Origin of the sequence: Delftia sp. RIT313 (assembly GCF_000632165.1) — a bacterium.
Lineage (GTDB): Bacteria > Pseudomonadota > Gammaproteobacteria > Burkholderiales > Burkholderiaceae_C > Comamonas > Comamonas acidovorans.
In genome coordinates, this window is the sequence record NZ_JFYT01000001.1 from 125067 (window position 1) to 145891 (window position 20825).

Below are 20825 nucleotides of genomic sequence, written 5' to 3' on the forward strand. Positions count from 1 at the left end.
CCTCGCCATCACCATCATGAAAATCAAATCCGTCCGCGCCCGCGTCTACGAATGGCAAGGCAAGACCGTGCCGCCCCAGGGCAACTTCTGCTCCAACGCCATGGACCTGCTCTATGCGCCGCAGGAGACCATGTCCACCTTCCGCTTCCATTCCTGGACGGTGGTGGAGATCGAGACCGACGACGGCATCGTCGGCCTGGGCAACGTGGCGCTGGCGCCGCGCATCGCCAAGGCCATCATCGACGAGTACCTGGCGCCCCTGGTCATCGGCCACGACCCGTGGGACTACGAATACCTGTGGCAGCGCATGTACCGCGCCACGCACGCCTGGGGCCGCAAGGGCGTGACCATGGCAGCCATCTCGGCCGTGGACCTGGCCATCTGGGACATCCTGGGCAAGAGCGTGAACAAGCCTGTGTTCAAGCTGCTGGGCGGGCGCACCAAGGAAAGGATTCCCTGCTACTACAGCAAGCTCTACCGCACCGACCTCAAGGTCATGCAGGAAGAGGCGCAAATATTCCTGGACCAGGGCTTCAAGGCCTTCAAGATGCGCTTCGGCTACGGCCCGGCCCATCTGCAGGAAGGCGTGCGCGAGAACCTGCGCTCGGTCGAGGCCGTGCGCGAGGTCATAGGCTACGACTGCGACCTGATGCTGGAGTGCTACATGGGCTGGAACCTGGAGTACGCCAGGCGCATGCTGCCCAAGCTGGAGAAGTTCGAGCCGCGCTGGCTGGAGGAGCCCGTGATCGCCGACGACATCGACGGCTACGCCGAACTCAACCGGCTCACCAGCATTCCGATCTCAGGCGGCGAGCACGAGTTCAGCCTCTACGGCTTCAAGCAGCTGCTGGACAAAAAGGCCGTCAGCGTCGTGCAGTACGACACCAACCGCGTGGGCGGCATCACGGCCGCGCACAAGATCAATGCGCTGTGCGAGGCGTTCAGCGTGCCCGTGATCCCGCATGCGGGCCAGATGCACAACTACCACCTGACCATGAGCACGCTGGCCTCGCCCATGGCCGAGTACTTCCCCATCTTTGACGTGGAAGTGGGCAACGAGCTGTTCTGGTACATCTTCGACGGCGAACCCGTGGCCGAGAACGGCTTCCTGCAGCTCAAGGACGATGTGCCGGGCCTGGGCCTCACGCTCAAGACCGAGTACCTGGACCAGTTCCGCATCGTCGAATGAGGGAGCACGCCATGCCCGGAATTTCTCGGCCGCGCTACAGCGGCATCTTCCCCGTGGTACCCACCACCTTTCACGAGGACGGCACGCTGGACCTAACCAGCCAGAGGCGCTGCCTGGATTTCATGATCGACTCGGGCGTGGATGGCCTGTGCATCCTGGCCAACTTCTCCGAGCAGTTCCTGCTGGCCGATGACGAGCGCGAGGTCCTCACGCGCACGGCGCTGGAGCATGTGGCGGGCCGCGTGCCCGTGATCGTCACCACCACGCACACCTCGTCGCGCGTGTGCGCCGAGCGAAGCCGCCGCGCGCAGGACATGGGCGCGGCCATGGTGATGGTCATGCCGCCCTACCACGGTGCCACCTTCCGCTTCGGCGAGCCCCAGGTCCAGGGCTTCTTCCAGGCCGTGTCCGATGCCATCGCCATTCCCATCATGGTCCAGGACGCGCCGGCCGCAGGCACGCCGCTGTCCCCCTCCTTCCTCGCGCGCATGGCCCGCGAGATCGAGCAGGTCTGCTACTTCAAGATGGAAACCGCAGGCGCCGCCGGCAAGCTGCGCGAGCTCATCGCCCTGGGCGGCGACGCCATCGAAGGCCCCTGGGATGGCGAGGAAGCCATCACACTGCTGGCCGACCTGGAGGCCGGCGCCACGGGCTCCATGACGGGCGGCGGCTTTGCCGACGGCATACGCCCCATCATCGAAGCCCACAGAAACGGCGACCCCGACACCGCATTCGCCCTCTACCAGCGCTGGCTGCCCCTGATCAACCACGAAAACCGCCAGGCCGGCTTCCTGGCCGCCAAGGCGCTGATGAAGGCCGGCGGCGTGATCGCCTGCGACGCGCCGCGCGCGCCCTGGCCGCCCATGCACCCCGAGGTGCGCCGCCAGTTGCTGGACATTGCGCGGCGGCTGGATCCGCTGGTGCTGCGCTGGGGGCGCTAAGGTTCCAAGGCCCCACAAATAGCTATCTCGGGGTCTCCACGATCCCCGACACATCGAGCACATACATCTGCCGCTGGTGCTCGTGCACGGAGTCGATGCAGACCTGGCGCCCGTCACGGCTCCAGCGCGGGTGCAGGTCGCAGCGGTTTTCCTTGCTGAGATCGGGCGAGGCGTAGAAGCTGCCCAGGTCGTGGCGCTCGCCCGTGTGCATGTCGTACAGGAACAGGAAGCGCTCGTGCGTGCGGTCGTCGGGGTAGGTATCGCTGAGCAGCCAGCGCGTGTCCACGGGCGAGAAGCTCATGTGGCCGTTCTCCACCAGCACGCCTGCGCCCACCACCTGCACGTCACCACCCTCCACATCGTCATAGAGGTGATAGTGGATCTCCCCGGCATGCGGGCCCCACACAATGATGTGGCTGTCGTCCTGCCATAGCGGATGCGAGATCTGGTATTCGGACTTTTCGTAGTCGAACGTGCCCACGGCCATCGGGTCGAAGTCGTCGGCCAGCTGGGGCAGCGGATGGTCCGAGCATTCGAGCAGGCGCATGTCGGAGCCGTCGGGCGCCATGGTGATCAGGCGGTGCAGAAAGCAGGTTTCGTCCTTGACGCGTTCGGTCCAGCGGTGCAGGAACAGGATGCGCGATGACGAGGGGTTGACCTCGATATGGCTGACCCAGTGGATGGCCTTGTCCATCGATGCGCGGTGATGAAAGGCCTTGAGCCGCGCATAGCTGGCCAGCAGCCTTGCCTCGCCCGTCGCGATCTCCATGCGCCAGATGCCGTCGTCCTCGGGCGCCAGGGGCAAGGCGAAGGGACCACCCTCTTCGCTATAGCCAATGGTTTCGTGCGTGACGTACAGACGACGGTAGTCCACGCACAGCGCCCAGGCGCTGCTGGGTGCCACCACATAGACAGGCATGGGCAGGGTGCGCCGCTCGCCGCTGTCCACATCGATGACCACGGAGCCGAACCCCGGATAGCGCCCCCCGGAATCTGCCGTCCTGTCGTTGTGGATCAGCTGGCGGCCCGCCAGCCCGTCCAGCCACTGCAGCTGGCTGCCCATCTGCCAGTTCCAGGCGCCTGTCTCGCCCACGGCGTGGAAGCGGTCGCCATTTTCGGTATCGAAGTAGCCGATGGACGCCCGCGCCTGGGGCGTGAGGTACTGGTCCATCCACGGCGTTTGCTGCGCCAGCACCAGGCGATTGCTGCGGTCCCAGCTGGACTTGTTGTAGTAGCCGAAGAAGTGGTGCTGGCGGCCATCGCCCAGGCGGCGGCAGGGGACGAAGGATGCGGGGGTGTTCGAAGTCATGGAGCGTTTCATTGGGCGGAGATGTGGCCTTCGGCGATCACGCGGTCCCAACGCTGCTTTTCGCGGGCAACGAAGGATTGCGCCTCAGGCAGGCTGTTGGCGACGGCGCTCATGCCCTGCTCTTGCAGGCCCTTGCGGAACTCGGGCGTGGCCACGACCTTTCGGATGTCGTCATTGAGCTTTTTGACGATGGCCTCGGGCACCTTGGAGGAGACGGCCACCGTGGTCCAGGAGGTGGCCACATAGTCCTTGAGCCCGGACTCGGCCGCCGTGGGCACGTCCGGCAGGGCCGCCAGGCGCTGGCTGCCCGTGACGGCCAACGCCTTGAGCTTGCCGCCGCGTATGTGCGACAGCACCGTGGGCGGGTTCTCGAACATGAGCTGGATCTGGCCGCCCAGCAGGTCGTTGAGCGCGGCCGAGCTGCCGCGATAAGGCACGTGCACGATGGGCGCGCCCGCCTGCAGCTTGTACAGCTCGCCCATCATGTGCACGGACGAGCCCACGCCGGCCGAGCCGAAGTTGACCGTGCCAGGCGCCTTTTTGGCCAGCGCCGTCAGCTCGGCCAGGTTGCTGGCGGCAAGGCTGGGCGTGGCCACCACCACATGCGGCATCTCGGCCAGCACGGTCACCACGCGCAGATCCCTTGCGGGGTCATAGGCCAGCTTGCCGTACACGCCATAGGCGGCATGCAGGCCGATGGAGCCCACCATCAGCGTGTAGCCGTCGGCCGGCTGATCGGCCACATATCGGCCTCCCAGATGACCGCCTGCGCCGGGCTTGTTTTCCACCACCACCGGCTGGCCCCAGAGCCGGCTCAGGCGGTCGGCCAGCATGCGTGCCTGCACGTCGGAGCTGCCGCCTGCAGTGAACGGCACGATGATGCGCATCTGCCGGCCGGGCTGGGGAAAGCCGTCCTGTGCCTGGGCGGCTGCCGGCACCATGCCCGCCACGGCGGCGGCGATTAATGCAGCGGCCGTGCGGCGTGCTGTTGTCTTGTTCATGGAATCCTTTCGACGGCGCTGCCGCGCCTGGGCAATCGATGCAATGGAGGCAGTGTAGAAAGCCTGTCATCTTTGGAAAAATGCATTTTCTCGAGGCCTCTATACAAAAAAGATATACATTGCCAGCCAACTCGAGCAGGACCGAATCGCCATGTCCAGACCCCTGAGCTCCCGAGAGATCGAGGCCTTCCGTGCCGTCATGCAGACCGGCACCACCACGGCCGCCGCGCGGCTGCTGCACACCACGCAGCCTTCGGTCAGCCGGCTGCTGGCCCAGATGCAGGCGGCCGCAGGGCTCAAGCTGTTCGACATGCACAAGGGCCGGCTGCGCCCCACGGCCGAGGCCGTGGAACTGTTCGCCACCGTGCAGCAGCATTTCCTGGGGCGCGAGCGCATAGAGCGCGACCTGGCCGCACTGCGCCAGTCCGGCGCCGGCACGCTGCGCATAGGCTGCACGCCGGCCCTGGGCCTGAGCGTGATCCCGGCCGTGGTGCGCAGCTTCGCGCAGCGCTACCCGGGCACCCACATCAGCCTGCAGACCCTGGGCTCCACGCCCTTGCGCGAGGGCCTGCTGCATGGCCACTTCGACCTGGTGGTCAGCACCATGGCGCTGAGCACGCCCGAGCTGGATGCCACCGTGCTGCACCGCAGCCGCGCCGTCTGCGTCATGCACCCAGACCATGCGCTGGCCACGCGCACGCGGCTGCATGTGCGCGATCTGCAGGGCCAGTTGCTGCTGACCCTCAACGCCGATGACGATATCTGCCTGCAACTGCGCCGCACCATGCAGGAACACGGAATAGAAGCCGGCTCCACCATGGAGACCACCTACTCCTCCACCATCTGCAGCCTGGCTGCACAGGGGCTGGGGCTGGGCGTGGTCAACCCCTACGTGGCCTCGGTGTTCGCGCGCGACCTGCGTGTGCTGCCACTGCTTCCAGCCTGCGCGGTGGAGGTGGTGCTGGCCCTGCCGCCCCAATACGCGCCCACCGAAAGGGCTGACTGCTTCGTGCAGTTGCTGCGCGAGCAATTGCACGCCTATCCGCAGGCCCGCACGCCCTAAAATTGCGGCCGATTGGAGACAAGCGGTTTGCAAACGAGTACCCACGAGCCCATGCTCACCCCCGCCGAGCGCGAGGCCATCAATTCCGGCCAGTGGTTCTGCAGCCTTTCGCCCTCGCTGCGCCATGACATCCTGCGCCAGACCACGGTCCGGCGGCTCAAGGACGGGGCACTGATCTATGCACGCGGCGATGTGCCGCACAGGTGGTATGCCTGTGCGCAGGGCGCCGTGCGCATGAGCTCGACCAGCCTGTCGGGTCGGCAGACCACGCTGGCCTATGTGGAGCCGGGCGCCTGGTTCGGTGCCATGTCCACCTTTCTTGACGAGCCCCGCACGCGCGATGCCTATGCCCACGGCGACACCACGCTGCTGTGCGTGGACAAGGAGAGCTTTCACGCCATCCTGGCAACGCATGTGGAGTTCTACGACGCCCTGCTGCGCCTGCAGGCCCACCGCATACGCCAGACCTACGGGCTGGTGGAAGACCTCAACACCCTGCCCCTGCGCGCACGCCTGGCCAAGCAGTTGCTGCACCTGTCGCGCAGCTACGGCACACAGGTGCTGGACGACCCGCGCGAGCTGCGCATAGGCCTGCAACTGGTGCAGGAGGAACTGGCCCAGTTGCTGGGCGCCTCGCGCCAGCGCGTGAACCAGGAGCTCAAGCGCATGGAGCGCGACGCCTGCATTCGCGTGGAAGCCCAGGGCCTGGTGGTGAGGGACTTGGTGGCCCTGCAGACCATCGTGCGCGAGGCCAGCCTGGCCGGCGCCTGAGGCCGGCGCCAGCGCGCCGGCGGTTCAGCGCTGGTTCAGCGACGCCAGTCGATTCTTGCCGGGCGGCCCGGCAGATGCAGCGCAGCCGTTGCAGCAGGCGCCTCGGCCAGCAACCGGCCCTTGCGGAACACCTTCAGGCGCGTGGCGCGCAACCGTATCGCCTCGGCCGCATCGCGCGCCTGCAGCAGCACGAAGCTGGCATCGCAGCCGGCCTCGATGCCATAGCCGTCCAGGTGCATCACACGCGCCGCGCGCGTGGTCACGGCGTCGAAGCAGTCGCGCATGCCGTCCTGGCTGGTCATCTGCGCCACATGCAGGCCCATGTGGGCGACCTCCAGCATGTCGCCCGAGCCCATGCCGTACCACGGGTCCATCACGCAGTCATGGCCGAAGGCCACGTTGACGCCTGCGGCCAGCAGCTCGGGCACGCGCGTCATGCCGCGGCGCTTGGGATAGCTGTCCTGGCGGCCCTGCAGCGTAATGTTGATCAGCGGATTGGCAATCACGGCCACGCCGCTTTCGGCGATCAGCGGCAGCAGCTTGCTCACGTAGTAGTTGTCCATGCTGTGCATGGAGGTGCAGTGCGAGCCCGTGACGCGGCCCTGCAGGCCCAGGCGCTGCGCCTCGAAGGCCAGGGTTTCGATGTGGCGCGACAGCGGGTCGTCGGACTCGTCGCAGTGCATGTCCACCAGCAGGCCGCGCTCGGCCGCCAGCTCACACAGCAGCCTGACGCTGTCGGCACCCTCGGCCATGGTGCGCTCGAAGTGGGGAATGCCGCCCACCACGTCCACGCCCTTGTCCAGCGCCCGCCGCAGGTTGGCGACGCCGCCGGGCGAGCGCAGCACGCCGTCCTGCGGAAACGCCACCAGCTGCAGGTCGATATAGGGAGCCACCTGGCGCTTGACCTCCAGCAACGCATCGACGGCCAACAGGCGGGCATCGCTGGTATCCACATGGCTGCGGATGGCCTGCAGCCCCTTGGCCGCCGCCCAATCGCAATACTCCAGCGCGCGAGAGATCAGCGCCTCGGCCGTGAGCAGCGGCTTGAGCTCGCCCCACAGCGCAATGCCCTCCAGCAGCGTGCCGCTGCGGTTGACGCGCGGCAGGCCGTGGCTCAGCGTGGCATCCATGTGGAAATGCGGATCGACGAAGGGCGGCGACACCAGCTGGTGCTGTGCATCGACCACCTGGTGGGCAGGCGCTGAAAGGCCCGCTGCGACCTCGACGATGCGCCCGCCCTGCACGGCGATGGACATGTCCTGGCGGCCGTCGGGCAGCGTGGCGTGAATGACGAGTAGATCAAGCATCTGCGTATTCTGCGGGCATGGCCGCGCAACCGCAGACTTGCCTGACCACGCTGAATGGCCTGCCAGCGGTCAGACCGAAAGCGCAAGGGATCAGGGGGAACTACTGGTAGCTGATGGTGAAGGTCGCCGCCGCATTGGCACTGCCTATGGTCACGTTCTCTCCGGTCTTGACATAGCGCGCCGTCAGCGGGATATCCAACCGCGCCTGCCCGTAGGCAACAGCCCCTGCAAACCATTGATTCCTGTTGCCGGCGGCATTGGAGTCCGGGCCAAAGCCCAGTATCTGGTCATCCTTGCGGATCTGCACACCCACACCTTTTGCCACCGAGGTTTTGGACAGGGTCAGAGCATTGCCGATATTTCCAGGATTTGCCACATCCGTCAGCGTGACATAGGCGTTGGTCAACGAACCTGGGATGCCGCCCTTGCACAACAACGAGATGAGGAAGGAGCGGGGAGCACCGGTTGAGCCGATTGAGGTGAGTTTTTGAGTGACAGTCTGGGCCATGCGCACGGGCTCCGGCGCCTGTGGGGTACAGGTGGGCACCTTGGGCCGGAGGACGACGGGCGAGGAAAAGTTGTATTGAGCGAGAAGCTGGCCAAATGCATCATTCGCGCGTTCGTACAGGAAATCGCTGTCCAGCACGCCACCTGCAGTGATATCGCCATCTGCGGTCTTGATCAACTCAACTGTGACATCGATAAGTATATATGCAAAAGATCCGGAGTGATTGGAATACCCCAAACCACTTACAGGCGCAGCACCATATCTAGTCGAAACCCTCATGCCAATACCCTCGACTGTCGTCGGGTATATATTATTGACTGGTGTAGATTTACCTACAAGATAGCCCGTGACCGATGGATCACAATTCATCAATCTAGCGCCAAGCCCATTACTTATTACCGCTACAGCGGTTTTTGAGTAAATCACCGTGTTCTTGGCCACATTGGGATTGAATTCTGGAGGATTGAAATTACTGAACACATACTTGTAATAGCCTGACCCATCAGTTGTATTTTCAATTGCGCATGCGGACCATGCGGAGGTGGCCATCATTGCAAAAATAAATATCATGACAGCCTTGTTTATTCTGCAAAAAGCACCTATGAATATATGCATTTTGAATACCTCCGGATAATGAAAAAATCCAAGGCCGCATTTCCTTGGCAAATTTTCAATCGTAGACACCTTTCATCCGAGATGAAATCAGATCAATCTGATTCAAGGTCTGCCCGGTGCCATGAAGGTCGTGGCGAGGCAGGCCCCATCACGTCAACGGCCCCGCATGCCGATACGCTGGCCGAAGCCAGGGCTGACAGCCGCGCTGCCGAATCGCCTGAAAAACACCCAAGCGCAATCGCGCATCAAAATAGGGGCTGACTGCTGCGGCAAGGGCATGATTTTTCGGGTGAACAGGCTGGCAACCACCACAAGAGCAACCATCGAAAAATCACGCAACCATTTGATTTAATTGGATTTATTTATGCAAATCGCCACCTGGAACGTCAACTCCCTGTCCGTGCGCCTGCCGCAGGTGCTGGCCTGGCTGCAGGCCAACCCTGTCGATGCGCTGGCTCTGCAGGAACTCAAGCTCACCGACGACAAGTTTCCGCTGCAGGCGCTGCAGGAGGCCGGCTACCACGCGGTCAGCCATGGACAGAAGACCTACAACGGCGTGGCCTGGCTGACGCGCACGCCGGTGCGCGACGTGGTGCGCAATATTCCGGGCCTGGATGACGAGCAGGCCCGCATCATTGCCGCCACCCTCGATGCCGAAGGCGGCCCTGTGCGCCTGATCAACGGCTACTTCGTCAATGGGCAGGCGCCGGGCACCGACAAGTTCGCCTACAAGATGCGCTGGCTGCAGGCGCTGCAGGACTGGGTGAAAAGCGAAATGGCGGCCCACCCGCGCCTGGTGCTGGTGGGCGACTTCAACGTGGCGCCCGAGGACCGCGACTCCTACGATCCCATCGGCCTGAAGGACACGATCCACCACACGGTGGAAGAGCGCACGCATTTCCAGGCGCTGCTGCAACTGGGCCTGACCGATGCCTTCCGCATGTTCGACCAGCCCGAGAAAAGCTATTCGTGGTGGGACTACCGGATGCTGGGTTTCCAGAAGAACCGGGGCCTGCGCATCGACCACATCCTGGTCAGCGAGGCATTGCGCCCCAGCGTCAGCGCCTGCAGCGTGGATCGCGCGCCGCGCAAGAACCCGCAGCCCAGCGACCATGCGCCGGTCGTCGTGACATTGGCCTGAACCCGGCCGCGCTGTGACAGCGGTCGATCAACCGCTGCACAAGCCTGCGGCCTGCACCGACTCGTAACGGCGCAGGCGTTCCATGTCGCGCCAGTCGATGTGGATGTCAGCGCGCGGGCTCAGGCTGCGGCACAGGCCGGCGCGGCGCGCCGCAGGCAGTTGCTGCAATACGGTCAGCGCCTGACTGTGCAGTTGGGGATCATCGAGCCATTGCGCAACGGCGAGCGTATCGCGGGCGGCCTCAATCTTGCCTTGCGCATGGCCCGCCGGATGCTGCCCTGCCAGGGCCTGGCGAACTGCTAGCGGCTGCCCGGTCGCCATGGCTGCCCACAGCCAGGCACTCTGGCTGTCACGGCTGGCGTAATGGTCGGCTTGCAGCCGCCCGGCCCGCTGCAGGCTGTTGCGGGCCAGCTTCACACCCTCCTCAGCCTGGCCGTGACTGGCCAGGAACCGCGCGTACAGCGCTTCGGCCTGCATAAGCATCCCGCGCTGGAAGTCCTGGTACTCCGGCAAACCCATGGCAATCCTCCGTACGTTCTGTGCGGCCTGCAGCGCGACCACGTTGGCATACAACTGGGCTTGCGCCGCCTCAGGGTGACCGCTGACGTCCAGCAGGCGGGCCAATTTCACGCGCGCATGCAAGAGCATGGCGTCATCCAGCGTGTCGGCCTCGGCACGGTGGCTTTCCACCGCTTGTGCCATCAGTCCAAGCCGTTGGGCCATGGACACGCCCGGCATGGGGAATTGCGCGAGGTGCGCCTGCGCGCTGGCCAGTACCAGGCGGACAGGGCCTTGCGCCCCCTGCAGCTCAGCCACCAGTTGCTGGTGCCACTGCGCGGCCTTCTCGGGCTCATCGGCCGTGTCGGCCATGCCTTTCAACGCCTGCGCGCGCAGCAAGTCATGCAGCCCGCGTGGTCGCGCGAGCGCCCAGGCCGACTGGTAAAGCTCCCGGGCACGCTCGGAGGCTGCCGGGTAGTCCTCGATGGAGAGCATCTCATCGGCCGCATCGAGCCGGGCCTGAACCTGTTGCTCCTGCTGCGTCGGGTCCGTCGCAAGCCGCTGCAGGGCCTGGACCAGGCGATCCTCGATGTCCGCCATATGCGTTTCGGGCGAATACCCGCGGCTTGGCTCAAGCTCCACATTCCACAGCGCAGCCATGGCCTGCCGCCCTTGCGGCGCCGTCTTGTAAATGCCAACCAACGCCGCCACCGGGAGCGCAAGGCAGGCCAGGTAGATGAGCAGGCCCGCTGCGGCCTCGCCCCACCCGGGCGCCCGCGCCTGCTGGCTCGGCAGCAATGCACCTACGGCGGCGGCGCGCCGCATGAAGGGCCAGCGCGCGAAGGCCGGCTGCTGCAGCACGCCGAACAGGCGGCGCACGGCCTCGGCTTCACTAGCAGGATCACGGCTAGCCGTTGGCGCCTGACCGCCTGAGCTCCCTGCGGCAGGGGACGTGCGCGCGGCGAGGTGGATGGCCCTCTCCAGTCGCATCACCCTCCATTGCCACGGCAGGCCCAGCAACAGCACGCCCGCGATGACGGACAGCAAGGGGTCGCGGCTGAACCAGGCCAGCCCTCCCAACGCGGCCATGCCCGCCAGCGCGAACACCAACCGCAGCACGGGCAGGCGCGCGAACAGCAGAGTCTCCACCACGCGCCCGCCATCCAGCGGCGTGATGGGCAGCAGGTTGAAGGCATTGATCAGCAGGGTCAACAGCAGCAACTGCATGGCCCATGCGGGCGACAGCGGGGCCAGGCCCCAGCCGACGGCGGCCATCACACCTACGGCCAGCACCAGCCCTGGCATGGGGCCGGCCAGGAAGACGCCCACCTTCTCCAGCGGCGTGGCATCCGGCTTCTCGCCGGTGGCCATCCCGCCCAGGCCGGGAATGAAGAAGACCGATTGCCGCTGGTAGCCCGCCCAGCGCATGGCCAGCCAGTGCCCGCCTTCATGCACGGCGACCACCAGCAGCAGCATCCATGCCATATCCCAAGAAAACAGCACGGCGCCCACCGCCAGGAACAGTCCCGCAGTGACCCAGAAGCTGCGATGGCGGTTGTGCGCGGAACCCAGGGCGCGCATCAGCGCCTTCTGATACGTAAAGCGCAGCGCCTCGGACTGTTGGCGGGCGACGGCGTCACTGGCATGGGCATCTGCTAGCGCATCGGACACCGCTGCGGGTGTGGCCTTGTTTTCCCTTCTTGCGTGCTGCAGCGCACCCCAGGCCATGCGCAGCGACTGCCGCCACGTCAGCCTCCAGCAATCCTGCCCTGCCGGCAGTGCCCGCCCCTGCGCCTGCAGAGTCTCGGCCTGACTTTGGGCCAGTGAACCAAGGCGTTGCACAACCTCATCCAGGTCATGGACCACCGGCGCGGGGTCTTCGGACAGGCGTCGTTCATAGGCTGCCCAGGCCTGCTCCGTGCCGGGCCGGGCATCGTCAACATAGGTCCAGCCCGGCGTCGCGGCCGGCGTCAACGCAAGCCGACCATTGAAGCCGACCCAGCTGCGGCCATCGGCAAAGAAGCTCAGCCAGGTCACGCTGCCCACGGTACGCCCATGCGCTGCGCTCTCCGCCTGCTCGGGCTGGGCCAGGGCCCAGGCCCGCCCGCCTGCATGAACATACAGATCGAGCTCCAGCGGCAGATCAGGCTCCATGACCTGCGGATGCCGTCCTTTCAGGCTGGCGCACCAGCTAAAGCCCAGGGCCTGCAACTGCGGTCGCATGGCATCGAGCACCGTGCGCGACTCGGGGGTCAGAGCCTGTCGATCCACCAGCGTCACAGGCGCCGTACGCAGGCGCAGGCGCATATAGCTCAATGCCGTGAGCACCAGCGAAAGCGCATACAGCAGGGGCAAAGCGGCCAAGAGTGCCAGCAAGGGCAGTGCCTGTGAGAGCCAGGTCATGAATTGGTATGCGTTTTATGGAATCGACAGATCTGGTGACATCCCGGGCAATGCGACCTGCAACCGGGAATCCCCCTCAATCATCGAATCGTAGCCGGGCTTGCGCGAAGACACCAAAGCCTTTGGCTAGGCAATGGGCATGGAGTGGCGTTGCAATGGACATCATCCGGTGGCTGTCACCGAGGCCGTGCGACCCAGTCCCAGTCCCAGTCCCAGTCCCAGTCCCAGTCCCAGCGTCACCGCCTGCAGCGTGGACCGTGCGCCGCGCAAGAACCCGCAGCCCAGCGACCATGCGCCCGTGGTTGTGACCTTGGGCTGAATTCCAGCCAGCCGGCTACAGCATGTACCGGCGCAGCCAGTGGATGGCCTCGATATGGCCGCGCAGCATCAGGGACTGGCGGTGAAGAATCTCGCTGAGCGCCCTGGGCAGACGTACCTGCTCGGCGGCCTCATAGGCGCTCAGCCATTGCTGCTGGCAGGACTCGGCCTGGTCCAGCACGTAGTCCGCGCCCTCTTCCCTGCCCAGCAGCCCGTCCCAGAAGGCGTTGCGACGCAGTGCGGCACGGCTGTCGCGCACGGGCAGGACCACGCCGCCGCTGGAGCCGATGGCGCGTTCCAGGTCCTCGACCAGGATCTGGCTGGCATTGAAGTGCCGCGCCAGCACCTGCCCGATCAGCCCCTGGGGCATGGGATTCATGCATTCACCCAGGCGTGCATGGGCCTGGCGGCCCAGGGCCAGCACGGCATTGAGCAGGGCCGTGCTCTGCAATTCCAGCGTGGTGGCCACTGGCTGTGTGGGCGTGCGCTGGCGCGCCTGCAGCCATGAGGCCTCGACGGCCTCGCGCACCTGGCTCCAGCGCAGCAGGCTGCTGCCCCGAACCTGCTCCCAGCGCTCTTCAAGCTCGAATTCGACATCGTCGAAATCCTGCTGCGCGTGCTCGGGTTCAAGTGACGCTTTCCAGCCCAGTGCGTAGGCGGGACGGTATTGGTCGTAACCACGCCCCGCAACGAAGTAAGGCTCCAGGAAGTAGCGGTCATGCCAGTACGCATCGACCGGCTCGCCAAGCGTGCGCGGTGTCGATGGGTACATCAGGCCCGGACGAGCGGGCTTGGCTTTTTGCCAGAGGTTGGAGAGGACTGTGGGCACGATAGGTCGGGACGTAGGCCGTTCCAGCGAAGAGGACTCCATTGTCCCAAGCCCGGGCGGCCCGGCCCGTCAGCACCCCGGGCGCCGGCCTGTAGGAGCCGGACCCTTGCCGAGGCAAGGGCCCGGCCGCCCGCCGGCTTGCCTTACTCGAAGGCGTCCTCGTCCATGCCCAGCTCCTGCAGCTTGCGGGTGATGGTGTTGCGGCCGATGCCCAGGCGCTGGGCGGCCTCGACCCGGCGGCCGTGGGTGACGGCCAGGGCCGAGCGGATCAGTTGCGCCTCGAAGCGGCGGGACAGCTGGTCCCAGACTTCACCATGCCCCTGGGCGTGGGTGTGCTCCAGCAGCTGGCGCGCCTGTTGCCCCAGCAGATGGACCCAGTCCAGGTCGGAAGCGGCCAGGGCGGTGTCATGCGGCGGGGCCAGCGCGGACACGGGCACGGCCAGTCGGCCAAGGCCCTCGTCCGCCAGCGGTGCCGGCGCATGCGGCAGCGTGGCCGGTGCAGGCACGCCGCCGTTGCCACCGCCCGCGGGCGGGGCGGCTTCGCCCAGCACCTCGGGGGGCAGATCCTTGACCGAGATGACCTGGGCAGGGGCCATGACGGTCAGCCAGTGGCAGATGTTCTCCAGCTGTCGCACGTTGCCGGGAAAGGCGAAGGTCTGCAGCCGCTGCATGGCATCGACCCCCATGCGCTTGGGCTCCACGCCCAGTTGCCGCGCGCTTTGCTGCAGGAAGTGGCGAGCCAGCATGGGCACGTCTTCATTGCGCTCGCGCAGCGCGGGCAGGCGCAGGCGGATGACGTTGAGGCGGTGGAACAGATCCTCGCGGAAGCCGCCGTTGCGCACGCGCTGCTCCAGGTCCTGGTGGGTGGCGGCGATGACGCGCACATGGGCCTTGACGGCCTGGTGGCCGCCCACGCGGTAGAAGTGCCCGTCCGACAGCACACGCAGCAGGCGCGTCTGCAGGTCGAAGGGCATGTCGCCGATTTCATCGAGAAAGAGCGTGCCGCCCTCGGCCTGCTCGAAGCGTCCGCGCCGTTGCGTCTGGGCGCCCGTGAAGGCGCCGCGCTCGTGGCCGAACAGTTCGGACTCCAGCAGGTCCTTGGGGATGGCGGCGGTGTTGATGGCCACGAAGGGGCCACCCGCCACGGGCGAGTGCTTGTGCAGCGCGCGCGCCACCAGCTCCTTGCCCGAGCCCGACTCGCCCGTGATCAGCACCGTGACCTGGCTCTGGCTGAGCCGGCCGATGGCGCGGAACACGTCCTGCATGGCAGGCGCCTGGCCCAGCATCTCGGCCTGCAGCGGGGCCTGGGCCTCGGCCACATCCTCGCGCAGGCTTTCCTCGACGGCGCGTCGGATGAGTTCCACGGCCTTGGGCAGGTCAAAGGGTTTGGGCAGGTATTCGAAGGCTCCGCGCTGGAAGGCCGAGACGGCACTGTCCAGGTCGGAGTACGCGGTCATGATGATGACGGGCAGGCCCGGCTGCTGGGCGCGGATCTGCTCTAGCAGCTCCAGCCCCGAGCCGCCGGGCATGCGGATGTCGCTCACCAGCACCTGGGGTGGCTGGCGCGCCGGGTCGCCGGCATCGACATCGGACAGTGCCGTGAGCACATCGCGCGCCTGGATGAAGCTGCGCGTTGCCCAGCCTTCCCGGCCCAGTGCCTTTTCCAGCACGAAGCGGATGGAAGGGTCATCATCCACGATCCAGATCGGTTTCATTGGTGGTGCATCCTTCCCTTGTTGCAGTGTTGACTTCCGTGGGCCTCAAGGCAGGGGAATGAGGATGCGGAAATCCGTGCGGCCCGGCTGGCTTTCACATTCGATCAGCCCCTGGTGGCGCTGCACGAAGGTCTGCGCCAGCGTCAGCCCCAGTCCCGAACCGCCATCCCTTCCCGATACCAGCGGATAGAAGATCCGCTCCTTGATGGCATCGGGAACGCCTGGCCCGTTGTCGATCACATGCAATTCCAATGCCAACCGATAGCGCTGGCGACCAAAAGTTACCTGCCGGGCCACGCGCGTTCGCAAAATGATCTCGGCATCACCGGCGGCGATGCGCTCCTGCAGCGCCTGCGCCGCGTTCTGGACGATGTTGAGCACAGCCTGGATCAGCTGGGCGCTGTCGCCCCGGAACTCCGGGATGGAGATGTCGTAGTCGCGCGTGATGGTCAGCCCGGCAGGATGCTCGACCAGCACCAGTGAGCGCACGCGTTCGCAGACTTCGTGAATGTTGACGTCGCCCACCTCATGCGGATGGCGATGCGGCGCCAGCAGCCGATCCACCAGCGCCTGCAGCCGGTCGGCCTCATGGATGATGACTTCGGTGTACTCGCGCAGCTCGGGTGCGTCCAGATCCATCTGCAGCAGCTGGGCTGCGCCACGGATGCCGCCCAGCGGGTTCTTGATCTCGTGGGCCAGGTTGCGGATCAGCTCCTTGTGCGCCTGGGCCTGCTCGCGCAGCCGCTCCTCGCGGTCCTGGCGGGCCTGCTGCTCCAGCGGCCAGAACTCGACCAGCACATGGCCGGGCCGCTCGGCCAGCGAGACCGTGACGTGCACGGGCAGCGCATCGCCGCCCACGCGGTGCAAGCTGGCCTCGAAGCGCAGGGCCGCGAAGTCGTTGTCCTGGGCGCCACGCAAGGCCTTGTCCAGCAAGGCAGGCTCGGTGAAGCAGGCCGCCAGCTCGCTGCCTTCGAGCATGCGGCGCGACAGGCCCAGTGCGTTTTCAAGGGCTGCGTTGGCGAAAAGCACGGCACCCTGCTCGTCGAGCACGGTCATCAGCGTGCACAGCAGGTCAAGCGCCTGATAGGAGGCCGGGGGCGCCGGCCGGTCGTCCTGGATCATGGCCGGGCTCCGGTGGGCCGCGCGGGCCCGTCAGTTCTTGGGAAGTCGATCCAGCTCACGGCGGATGCCGGCGACATCGCCTTCCTGCCGCGAGATGCTGCTCTTGAGCTGCTCGACACGTTCCAGATAGCCCTGGGGATTGCGCAACTCCAATGCGGTGCGCTGGGGATTGCCATCGTTGTACTCCTGACGCAGCTGTGTCAGCTTCTCCTGGGCGCGGGCCAGCTCGCTTTCCAGAATGGTCCGCGCGTCGGAGTCGCGGGCCTTCTGGGCGCTGCTGTTGACCTTGGCCGGAGCGGGCGATCCTGCGGCCGGAGCGGCGGAGGTGCGCGGTGCCTGGCTTCCGCCCGAGGCCGCCGGCTTGCTGCCGCCATGGATCACCGTCACATGCCCGCCATCCACCGGCTTGCAGTCCTTGGCCTTGGCCTGGCTGACGTTGTTGGTGTACTCGTTGCCGCAGCGGTAGATCACGTCCTGGGACCAGGCTCCCACCGACAGCAGGGGCAGCAGCAGTGACACAAACAGTTTCTTCATTCCATTCCCTCGGGTAGCCAGATCGGAAGGGCCCGGCTTATCCGGGCAAGTATCGCTCCATCTTCCGGGCTGGACGTCATTTCTTGAGCGGGCCAACCTCTTTTGGTTCCGCGCCCAGCATACCCAGGTCCTGGCCGAAAGCAAAAAAGGCGGCTTGCGCCGCCTTTTTGCCGACTCGCCTTACAGCGAGAAGTACATGTCGTACTCGACCGGATGCACGGCCTGACGGTAACGGGTCACTTCGCCCATCTTCAGCTCGATGTAGGCATCGAGCATGCTGTCCGAGAACACGCCGCCCTTGGTCAGGAACGAGCGGTCCGCGTCCAGCGCTTCCAGGGCCTGGTCCAGGCTGTGGCAGACCGTGGGCACCAGCTTGTCCTCTTCCGGGGGCAGGTGGTACAGATCCTTGGTCGCGGCTTCGCCGGGATGGATCTTGTTTTCCACGCCGTCCAGACCTGCCATCAGCAGGGCCGAGAAGCCCAGGTAGGGGTTCATCAGCGGATCGGGGAAGCGTGCCTCGACGCGGCGGCCCTTGGGGTTGGCCACGTAGGGGATGCGGATCGATGCCGAACGGTTCTTGGCCGAGTAGGCCAGCTTGACCGGAGCCTCGAAGCCGGGCACCAGGCGCTTGTAGCTGTTGGTGCCGGGGTTGGTGATGGCGTTCAGGGCACGGGCGTGCTTGATGATGCCGCCGATGTAGTACAGCGCGAAGTCGGACAGGCCGGCGTAGCCGTCACCTGCGAACAGGTTCTTGCCATCCTTCCAGACGGACTGGTGCACGTGCATGCCCGAGCCGTTGTCGCCCGGATAGGGCTTGGGCATGAAGGTGGCGGTCTTGCCGTAGGTGTTGGCCACGTTCCAGATCACGTACTTCATGACCTGTGTCCAGTCGGCGCGCTCCACCAGGGTGCTGAAGCGGGTGCCGATCTCGTTCTGGCCGGCGCCTGCCACTTCGTGGTGGAACACTTCGACCGGAATGCCCAGCTGTTCGAGCAGCAGCACCATTTCGGCGCGCAGATCCTGGGTGCTGTCCACGGGGGGCACGGGGAAGTAGCCGCCCTTGTTGCGCGGACGGTGGCCGCGGTTGCCGGATTCGAACTTGGCGCCCGAATTCCAGGGTGCTTCGTACTCTTCGATTTCGTAGAAGGTGCTGCCGGGTTCGGTGTTCCAGCGCACGCCGTCGAAGATGAAGAATTCGGGTTCGGGTCCGAAGTAGGCGGTGTCGCCCAGGCCCGATGCCTTCAGATAGGCTTCGGCGCGCTTGGCCACGGAGCGGGGATCGCGGTCGTAGGCCTTGCCATCACCGGGTTCGATCACATCGCACTGCAGGAACAGCGTGGTCTCTTCAAAGAAGGGGTCGATGTTCGCGGTAGCGGGATCGGGCATCAGCTGCATGTCAGATGCTTCAATGCCCTTCCAGCCTGCCACCGACGAGCCGTCGAAGGCGTGGCCCGAGGTGAACTTGTCTTCGTCGAAGTGCGACACCGGCACCGTGACGTGCTGCTCCTTGCCACGGGTGTCCGTAAAACGAAGGTCCACGAATTTGACCTCGTTCTCCTTCACCATGTTCAACACGTCTGCAACGGTCTTTGCCATCAGATCTCTCCTGCCAATCTGGCTGATCAAAAAAGATAAATACTCTTAAGCAGTTTGCGTGCCAGGCTGCATCCATTGAGTGCATGCCTGCAGACTGGCACCTGCTTGGCGCGCCAGCCCCGTGATTCTGCCGCCTTGGGAAGGGCTTGTGGATGACATTGGGGCCTCTGTCGGCATTCGATCCACCGCCCGGCATCTTCACCAAATCGGTGCAGATTCAGGGGCCGGCCCGTAAATCAGATATTGCGCACCAATTCAGGGCCAAGACTTGCACCAAATGAGTGCAAACCTTCCAGCAGCGTGGGCCAGGCCTTGGTGACGGCACCAGCTTCGCCCTTGACACCAAGTTCTATGTGCCGGCCGTGCTTGGAATCATCCACGCTGGGCAGGCTGAACACCTTGACGCCCGGGTGGTCGCGCTCTATGGCCACCATCAGCGGCGTCAGCGTGGCCTCCATGCCGCCGTAGACGATGACCGAATGCTCCCGCTGCACCGTGCTGTGGAAATGCTTGGCGTAGCGCTGCTCCAGCACCCACTCGACCATGGGCCAGGCCATGACAGGGAAACCGGGCACGAAGTGCACGGTGCCCGCTGCGCCCGAGCAGGAAAAGCCCGGGATCTTGTTGTAGACGTTGGGGATGATGCGCGCGCCTTCGGGGAAGTTGCCCATCTGCAGCCGGTGCAGGTTGTCGGCGCGCTGGGGTTCGTAGGGCTTGCCTTCTTCGGTGGCCACATCGCGCATGCGCTCGCGGATCAGGGCCACGGCTTCCGGGTGCAGTGCCAGCGGCACGCCCAGGGCCTCGGCCGCGCATTGGCGCGTGTGGTCGTCGGGGGTGGCGCCTATGCCGCCAAAGCTGAAGACCACGGCCTGCGATGCGAAGGCGCGGCGCAGGGCGTCGGTGATGCGCGCCCTGTCATCGCCCACGTACTCGGCATGGGCCAGGGACAGGCCACGCGCGCCCAGCAGCTCGATCAGCTTGGGAAGGTGCTTGTCGGCACGCTTGCCCGACAGGATTTCGTCTCCGATGATGAGTGCGCCTACTTGAAGGGTCATGAGGTCTTTTCTTGCGGGGTGGAGGGGGGAGAGGCCGCGCCGGCTCCGAGCGGCGCGTCGGGAGCGTAGGGCACGATGGGCGTGTCGGGCAGCGCCGGTTCCTCCTCGCGCATGCGCTGCAGCGCGGCCAGGCAGAAGTGGGCAAACCACAGCGAGGAGAAAGCGAAGATCAGCGCATAGATCCAGATGGCCACCGGAATCAGTATCCAGAAGGCCGCGATGAAGACCACGCCGGAGGCCCAGACAATGGCCGGCGCCGCGCCCAGATAGCCGCAGACCACGCCCATGAGCATCAGCGCCAGGCGGTGGCGCAGGAACAGGCTGCGGCGCTCGGGCTTGCTGGCGTGGGCAGAGAGCGCGTCAAAGGCCATGACGCGATAGGTCAGCCAGCCCCAGATCAGCGGCGGGATCACCACCACCAGGGGCGGCACGAACCACAGCGGCACCGAAACCAGCAGCGCGATCAAGGCAATCAGCGAAGAGCCTGCGGACCACACCAGGCTGCCGACAAGGGTGGCGCCCTGCCTGCGCTCCAGCGCGGGAAAACGCCGCTGGGCCACCAGCTCGACCAGGGCCGGCGTCATGAACAGCGCCACCAGCAGCAGCGAGACCACGACCAGCACCGGCGTGACCGAGAGCACGACCAGCACCGGCGCCACCAGCTCGGGCAGCGATTGCACGCCCATCCAGGACCAGACGGTGTGCAGCCAGCCCACGCCCTGCAGGACCCCTTCCGTCCAGACGACGGCATCGGCCCAGAAGAAATAGCCCAGCAGCCAGGCCGTGATGGCCATGAACAGCAAGGGAAACAGCGACCATGCAATCACCCGCTTATGCAGGCAATACGCCGTCGCACGCCAGAAGGAATCGAGTAGCAAGCCCATGCCGGCAAGCATACCCCGAGCCCAGC

The 20825-nt window shown here is 65.6% G+C and carries 18 protein-coding genes and 1 pseudogene; 7 read left to right on the plus strand and 12 right to left on the minus strand.

All coding sequences use genetic code 11. The annotated features are described in order from the left end of the window. Positions 1 to 16 precede the first annotated feature (16 nt). Both BW39_RS00540 and BW39_RS00545 read left to right on the plus strand, forming a co-directional pair. Positions 17 to 1189 carry an L-rhamnonate dehydratase gene (locus BW39_RS00540; RefSeq protein ID WP_043819077.1) on the plus strand — a complete coding sequence of 391 codons (1173 nt, stop codon included), beginning with the start codon at positions 17 to 19 and terminating at the stop codon, positions 1187 to 1189. Between the two features lie 11 nt (positions 1190 to 1200). Continuing rightward, positions 1201 to 2130, plus strand: a complete 930-nt coding sequence (locus BW39_RS00545) for a dihydrodipicolinate synthase family protein (RefSeq protein WP_043819079.1) — start codon at positions 1201 to 1203, stop codon at positions 2128 to 2130. A gap of 22 nt (positions 2131 to 2152) precedes the next feature. Here the strand turns inward: BW39_RS00545 and BW39_RS00550 are convergent, their stop codons facing one another. Beyond that, positions 2153 to 3451 (minus strand): hypothetical protein, encoded by a 1299-nt coding sequence (locus BW39_RS00550; protein ID WP_043819081.1) that lies wholly within the window; start codon positions 3449 to 3451, stop codon positions 2153 to 2155. Next, positions 3448 to 4440 (minus strand): Bug family tripartite tricarboxylate transporter substrate binding protein, encoded by a 993-nt coding sequence (locus tag BW39_RS00555; RefSeq protein ID WP_043819083.1) that lies wholly within the window; start codon positions 4438 to 4440, stop codon positions 3448 to 3450. Before BW39_RS00555 ends, BW39_RS00550 begins: the two co-directional genes overlap by 4 nt. Positions 4441 to 4591: 151 nt before the next feature. Between BW39_RS00555 and BW39_RS00560 the strand changes: the two genes are divergently transcribed. Next, positions 4592 to 5503 carry a LysR family transcriptional regulator gene (locus BW39_RS00560; RefSeq protein ID WP_043819085.1) on the plus strand — a complete coding sequence of 304 codons (912 nt, stop codon included), beginning with the start codon at positions 4592 to 4594 and terminating at the stop codon, positions 5501 to 5503. A 51-nt stretch (positions 5504 to 5554) separates the two neighbouring features. Next, positions 5555 to 6274 (plus strand): Crp/Fnr family transcriptional regulator, encoded by a 720-nt coding sequence (locus BW39_RS00565; RefSeq protein WP_016451304.1) that lies wholly within the window; start codon positions 5555 to 5557, stop codon positions 6272 to 6274. Between the two features lie 35 nt (positions 6275 to 6309). Here the strand turns inward: BW39_RS00565 and BW39_RS00570 are convergent, their stop codons facing one another. After that, entirely contained in the window at positions 6310 to 7581 is a 1272-nt protein-coding gene (locus BW39_RS00570) for an amidohydrolase family protein (protein WP_012206794.1), read from the minus strand. Positions 7582 to 7681: 100 nt separating this feature from the next. Continuing rightward, on the minus strand, positions 7682 to 8773 hold the full coding sequence (locus tag BW39_RS30775; RefSeq protein WP_152547174.1) for a fimbrial protein: 1092 nt from the start codon (positions 8771 to 8773) through the stop codon (positions 7682 to 7684). Between the two features lie 97 nt (positions 8774 to 8870). Between BW39_RS30775 and BW39_RS30780 the strand changes: the two genes are divergently transcribed. Then, the gene (locus tag BW39_RS30780; protein WP_139093407.1) at positions 8871 to 9056 is read left to right on the plus strand and encodes a hypothetical protein; all 186 of its coding nucleotides are present in this window, start codon (positions 8871 to 8873) and stop codon (positions 9054 to 9056) included. A gap of 12 nt (positions 9057 to 9068) precedes the next feature. Next, the gene (gene xth, locus BW39_RS00580; protein ID WP_043819090.1) at positions 9069 to 9845 is read left to right on the plus strand and encodes an exodeoxyribonuclease III; all 777 of its coding nucleotides are present in this window, start codon (positions 9069 to 9071) and stop codon (positions 9843 to 9845) included. Between the two features lie 27 nt (positions 9846 to 9872). Here xth and BW39_RS00585 read toward each other — a convergent pair whose 3' ends face one another. Next, positions 9873 to 12698 (minus strand): site-2 protease family protein, encoded by a 2826-nt coding sequence (locus BW39_RS00585; RefSeq protein ID WP_235264130.1) that lies wholly within the window; start codon positions 12696 to 12698, stop codon positions 9873 to 9875. A gap of 277 nt (positions 12699 to 12975) precedes the next feature. Here BW39_RS00585 and BW39_RS31805 point away from each other — a divergent pair. Beyond that, positions 12976 to 13065: pseudogene (locus BW39_RS31805) on the plus strand (exodeoxyribonuclease III); the annotation flags it as partial. Positions 13066 to 13080: 15 nt separating this feature from the next. Here BW39_RS31805 and BW39_RS00590 read toward each other — a convergent pair. From BW39_RS00590 to BW39_RS00620, 7 genes are all read right to left on the minus strand, one after another. Continuing rightward, complete coding sequence (locus BW39_RS00590) at positions 13081 to 13893, minus strand: hypothetical protein (RefSeq protein WP_224986152.1); 813 nt, start codon at positions 13891 to 13893, stop codon at positions 13081 to 13083. Between the two features lie 143 nt (positions 13894 to 14036). Beyond that, entirely contained in the window at positions 14037 to 15608 is a 1572-nt protein-coding gene (gene ntrC / locus BW39_RS00595) for a nitrogen regulation protein NR(I) (RefSeq protein ID WP_043819096.1), read from the minus strand. Between the two features lie 45 nt (positions 15609 to 15653). Continuing rightward, complete coding sequence (gene glnL / locus BW39_RS00600; RefSeq protein ID WP_012206799.1) at positions 15654 to 16730, minus strand: nitrogen regulation protein NR(II); 1077 nt, start codon at positions 16728 to 16730, stop codon at positions 15654 to 15656. 30 nt (positions 16731 to 16760) lie between these two features. Then, the gene (locus BW39_RS00605; RefSeq protein WP_013801180.1) at positions 16761 to 17264 is read right to left on the minus strand and encodes a hypothetical protein; all 504 of its coding nucleotides are present in this window, start codon (positions 17262 to 17264) and stop codon (positions 16761 to 16763) included. 180 nt (positions 17265 to 17444) lie between these two features. Next, positions 17445 to 18860, minus strand: coding sequence for a type I glutamate--ammonia ligase (gene glnA / locus BW39_RS00610; RefSeq protein WP_012206801.1), 1416 nt, complete (start codon positions 18858 to 18860; stop codon positions 17445 to 17447). Positions 18861 to 19096: 236 nt separating this feature from the next. After that, on the minus strand, positions 19097 to 19915 hold the full coding sequence (locus BW39_RS00615) for a competence/damage-inducible protein A (protein WP_012206802.1): 819 nt from the start codon (positions 19913 to 19915) through the stop codon (positions 19097 to 19099). Beyond that, a complete protein-coding gene (locus BW39_RS00620; protein ID WP_043782572.1) occupies positions 19912 to 20811 on the minus strand; it encodes an EI24 domain-containing protein in 900 nt (299 codons plus the stop codon). Before BW39_RS00620 ends, BW39_RS00615 begins: the two co-directional genes overlap by 4 nt. Between the last annotated feature and the right edge of the window lie 14 nt (positions 20812 to 20825).

Coding starts and splice junctions, on each gene's coding strand:
- BW39_RS00540 (WP_043819077.1), top strand. CDS start 17: ATGAAAATCAAATCCGTCCGCGCCCGCGTCTACGAATGGCAAGGCAAG.
- BW39_RS00545 (WP_043819079.1), top strand. CDS start 1,201: ATGCCCGGAATTTCTCGGCCGCGCTACAGCGGCATCTTCCCCGTGGTA.
- BW39_RS00550 (WP_043819081.1), bottom strand. CDS start 3,451: ATGAAACGCTCCATGACTTCGAACACCCCCGCATCCTTCGTCCCCTGC.
- BW39_RS00555 (WP_043819083.1), bottom strand. CDS start 4,440: ATGAACAAGACAACAGCACGCCGCACGGCCGCTGCATTAATCGCCGCC.
- BW39_RS00560 (WP_043819085.1), top strand. CDS start 4,592: ATGTCCAGACCCCTGAGCTCCCGAGAGATCGAGGCCTTCCGTGCCGTC.
- BW39_RS00565 (WP_016451304.1), top strand. CDS start 5,555: ATGCTCACCCCCGCCGAGCGCGAGGCCATCAATTCCGGCCAGTGGTTC.
- BW39_RS00570 (WP_012206794.1), bottom strand. CDS start 7,581: ATGCTTGATCTACTCGTCATTCACGCCACGCTGCCCGACGGCCGCCAG.
- BW39_RS30780 (WP_139093407.1), top strand. CDS start 8,871: ATGCCGATACGCTGGCCGAAGCCAGGGCTGACAGCCGCGCTGCCGAAT.
- xth (WP_043819090.1), top strand. CDS start 9,069: ATGCAAATCGCCACCTGGAACGTCAACTCCCTGTCCGTGCGCCTGCCG.
- ntrC (WP_043819096.1), bottom strand. CDS start 15,608: ATGAAACCGATCTGGATCGTGGATGATGACCCTTCCATCCGCTTCGTG.
- glnL (WP_012206799.1), bottom strand. CDS start 16,730: ATGATCCAGGACGACCGGCCGGCGCCCCCGGCCTCCTATCAGGCGCTT.
- BW39_RS00605 (WP_013801180.1), bottom strand. CDS start 17,264: ATGAAGAAACTGTTTGTGTCACTGCTGCTGCCCCTGCTGTCGGTGGGA.
- glnA (WP_012206801.1), bottom strand. CDS start 18,860: ATGGCAAAGACCGTTGCAGACGTGTTGAACATGGTGAAGGAGAACGAG.
- BW39_RS00615 (WP_012206802.1), bottom strand. CDS start 19,915: ATGACCCTTCAAGTAGGCGCACTCATCATCGGAGACGAAATCCTGTCG.
- BW39_RS00620 (WP_043782572.1), bottom strand. CDS start 20,811: ATGCTTGCCGGCATGGGCTTGCTACTCGATTCCTTCTGGCGTGCGACG.